This is a genomic window from Herpetosiphon giganteus (genome assembly GCF_016907925.1).
Lineage (GTDB): Bacteria > Chloroflexota > Chloroflexia > Chloroflexales > Herpetosiphonaceae > Herpetosiphon > Herpetosiphon giganteus.
The window spans coordinates 1-3,003 of the sequence record NZ_JAFBCZ010000070.1 but is presented as its reverse complement, the minus strand read 5'-3'; the positions used below and the strand labels follow the sequence as shown (position 1 = coordinate 3,003).

Sequence of the window (3,003 nt, the reverse complement as noted above, 5' to 3'; positions counted from 1 at the left end):
CCCTACTCGAAGCGCCTCAAGACACCGCTGCATAAGGCTCATTTTTGTGCCATCCAAACGACAGACATAGGCATACTATGTCATTGCTGAGTTTCATACGCTGCTAGGGCTGCACGTGCTGAGCCATTCAAGGGGATTGTCCGCGCCTTATTGCCCTTGCCAGCACGAATCACGACGGTACCCCGTTTCTCTCCGAAGGCGATGTCTTGCCAATTGAGCGCTTGGCATTCGCCAATGCGCATACCGGTTTGTACCATTAACTGGAGAATGGCATAGTCTCGGAGTGGGTGGCGGCTCCGTTGCGCCTCGCGCAGTAAGGCGTTAATCGCGGTATCGGCGAGATCGTTCGGTTCGCCCACCCGCTGGTGTCGAACTCCTTTAATCCGGGCGAGCGGATTCGACGGAATGATCCCCTGATCGACTAACCAGGAACACCAGAGCCGTAGCGCACACAGATGCAGATTGACCGTCGCCGTTGCCATGGTGTGCTGCGCGGCGCGGCGGTAGGATACAAATGCAATGGGCGTGAAGTCATCAGTGGTAATTGGGCGCTGTTCCTGATGGGCATACCAATCGAGAAAGTGATCCACCACACGACCATAGCGCACCATGGTTCGGGGCGCATGATCTGTCTGAGTCAGGTCTCGTAGCCATGCCTGCGTTAACTGATGAAGAGGGCGTTCAGCAGACGCAGTGTCGCTGGTTTCTCGTTCGTTTTTTTGCATGGATTCGTGCCCCATCTTGGATGATAAAGCCATATTCCATCGACCAGAAACAGAAGAGAATACCTCTTCTCTTTCATTTTCACGTATACTCTACCACCGAGCCAGCATCGTGTCGACTGCTGATATGTGCTCATCGCCGCACTATGGAAAGATTCCTTGATGACAACAGACGAATCCCTTGTCACCGATATCACCGATGAGATTCCTGGCGGAACTCGCCGTGGCCATATTCTTGATGCCGATGCGATTGCGGCTCTTTACGCCCAACCACGATTCAACGCTGAAGAACGTGAGCAATACTTTACCCTCACGACTGCGGAAGAACAGCAGCTTGCCAAGCGCCGTGATGATCATACCAAGCTGTACTTTCTCCTCCAACTGGGCTATTTTCATGCAAAACAGCGCTTTTTCCCCTTCACCTTCACCGAGGTTCTCCTCGATGCGCAGTATCTCTGTCAGCGCTATCACTTGGTCGATGTTGACCCGGCAACCCAAGCACCCCTCCATCCCGAAACCATTCGGCGACAACGGGAGGCGATCTGTCGCCTAACTGGGTATCGTGAGACCACGGATGTCGAACGCGACCTCATTCTGATGCGGGCGGGCGACCTCGCGCGGATCAGTAGTAATCCGCTCTATGTGTTTCAGGAATTGATCCAGCATCTTAGCGACGAGCAGATCATTGGGCCTGCCTACACCGTGATGCAGGAACTCATTCGGACCGCCCTAACAGCTGAACATGAGCGGCTTACTGCACTCCTGAATGCCCATCTATCAGCTGATGATCACCAGCGCCTTGAAGACCTACTCCGGCACGATGGAAAACGACGACCCATCACCTGGCTCAAACGTGACCCCAAGGACGTTACCAAAACGGCAATGCGCGACGAGCTGGCCCGTGGTTCCCTTCTGCGACCCTTGGCGCATTGTGCAGCCCACGTGCTGCCGATGCTCGGTATTTCCCAAGCCGCGATTGCCCACTATGCATGGCTCGTGGGTTATTATTCACTCGCTCGGCTAGAAGCACTTGATGCCGATGTCCGCACCCTCTACCTGCTCTGTTTTGTCCATCGGCGGTATTTGCGCCTCAATGATCATGTGATCACCTGCCTGCTCCACGTCATCAAGGCGTATCATGATGACGCAATCACGGCCATGCAGGAACAGGCATCGGCCATCCAATCGGCGATCATCAAGGATTTACCCAAGGTGGGCAAGGTGTTGAAGCTCATCGCAACGCCGCAGCACCCACCAGAGACACCCCTGTCTACCCTCCAGCAGGCGGCCTCCGTGCATCTTTCGTCAGCGCGCCTCGCCGAACTTGCCGACTATTTTCTTGCCCGTGGCACGGTCGATGATGCGGCGTTCTACTGGGCAACGGTGGATCGCATCGCCCAGCGGGCGAAAACCCGCCTGCGACCGCTGCTCCTTGCCCTCGACCTCGCTGCAACCCGTCCTGACTCGCCGATTCTAGAGGCAGCTCGTGCCATCCAAACCCATATCGCCGCCGCGCGACCTCTCACGCGGATCGCCACAGCAGACCTCCCGGCACGGTTCATCGCCGTCAAAGAAAAGCGCTGGCTCTATACCACCGATGCCGATGGGTATTCCGACCTCATCCGCGACCGCTACGAGTTTCTGGTGTATCGCCAACTCCGCAAGGCCATGGAAGCGGGTGAGGTCTTTTGTCCGGCCAGCGTCCAATTTCGGAGCTTTGACGATGACCTGATCACGGAGGCGGAATGGGCGGATAAGGATGCCGTGCTCGCTCGGATTGCCGAACCGCGCCTGCTCGAACCGATTAAAACGCAGCTCGCAACCTTAGAACAGGCGCTAGAGGAGCGTATCCGCGTCGTCAACGCGCGGATTGCCAAGGGCGACAACCCGTATGTGACCATCAAGGAAGGGAAGAAACGCACCACATGGTCGGTGCGCTACCCGCGACCGCGTGATCCGCTGAATCACGCGATGTTTGATAGCCTCCCCCATGTCCCGATTACCAGCGTGCTCCAATTCGTGGAGGAGCGCTGCCCCTTTTTGAGCGCATTTACCCACGTTTCGGGCCGCTACCATAAACCTGCGACCGACGATCATATTATTCGCGCCTGTTTGGTTGCGTGGGGCACCAACATGGGTCTCGGGCGGATGGGGACGATCTCAGACTTGCCGACCCACGTGCTCACGCGGTGGTATAACGAAAGTGGTGCAAAATTAACGAGAGCCAGGTGGACTATACTTGGAAATGCAACAGACCAAGGAAAGGACCACCATGACTCCC

2 protein-coding genes are annotated in these 3,003 nt (G+C 56.3%); one reads left to right on the top strand and one right to left on the bottom strand.

Translation table 11 applies throughout. The features are described 5' to 3' along the window. Positions 1-80 precede the first annotated feature (80 nt). Positions 81-725, bottom strand: a complete 645-nt coding sequence (locus tag JOD20_RS26175; RefSeq protein WP_204758118.1) for a tyrosine-type recombinase/integrase — start codon at positions 723-725, stop codon at positions 81-83. Positions 726-884: 159 nt separating this feature from the next. On the opposite strand from JOD20_RS26175, the gene JOD20_RS26170 reads away from it, so the two are divergent. Further along, positions 885-3,003 (top strand): DUF4158 domain-containing protein (locus JOD20_RS26170; RefSeq protein ID WP_204758117.1); only part of this gene is annotated, 2,119 nt, incomplete at its 3' end.

Bases quoted from the DNA above. Each gene is read 5' to 3' on its own strand.
- JOD20_RS26175 (WP_204758118.1), bottom strand. From the start codon at position 725: ATGCAAAAAAACGAACGAGAAACCAGCGACACTGCGTCTGCTGAACGC.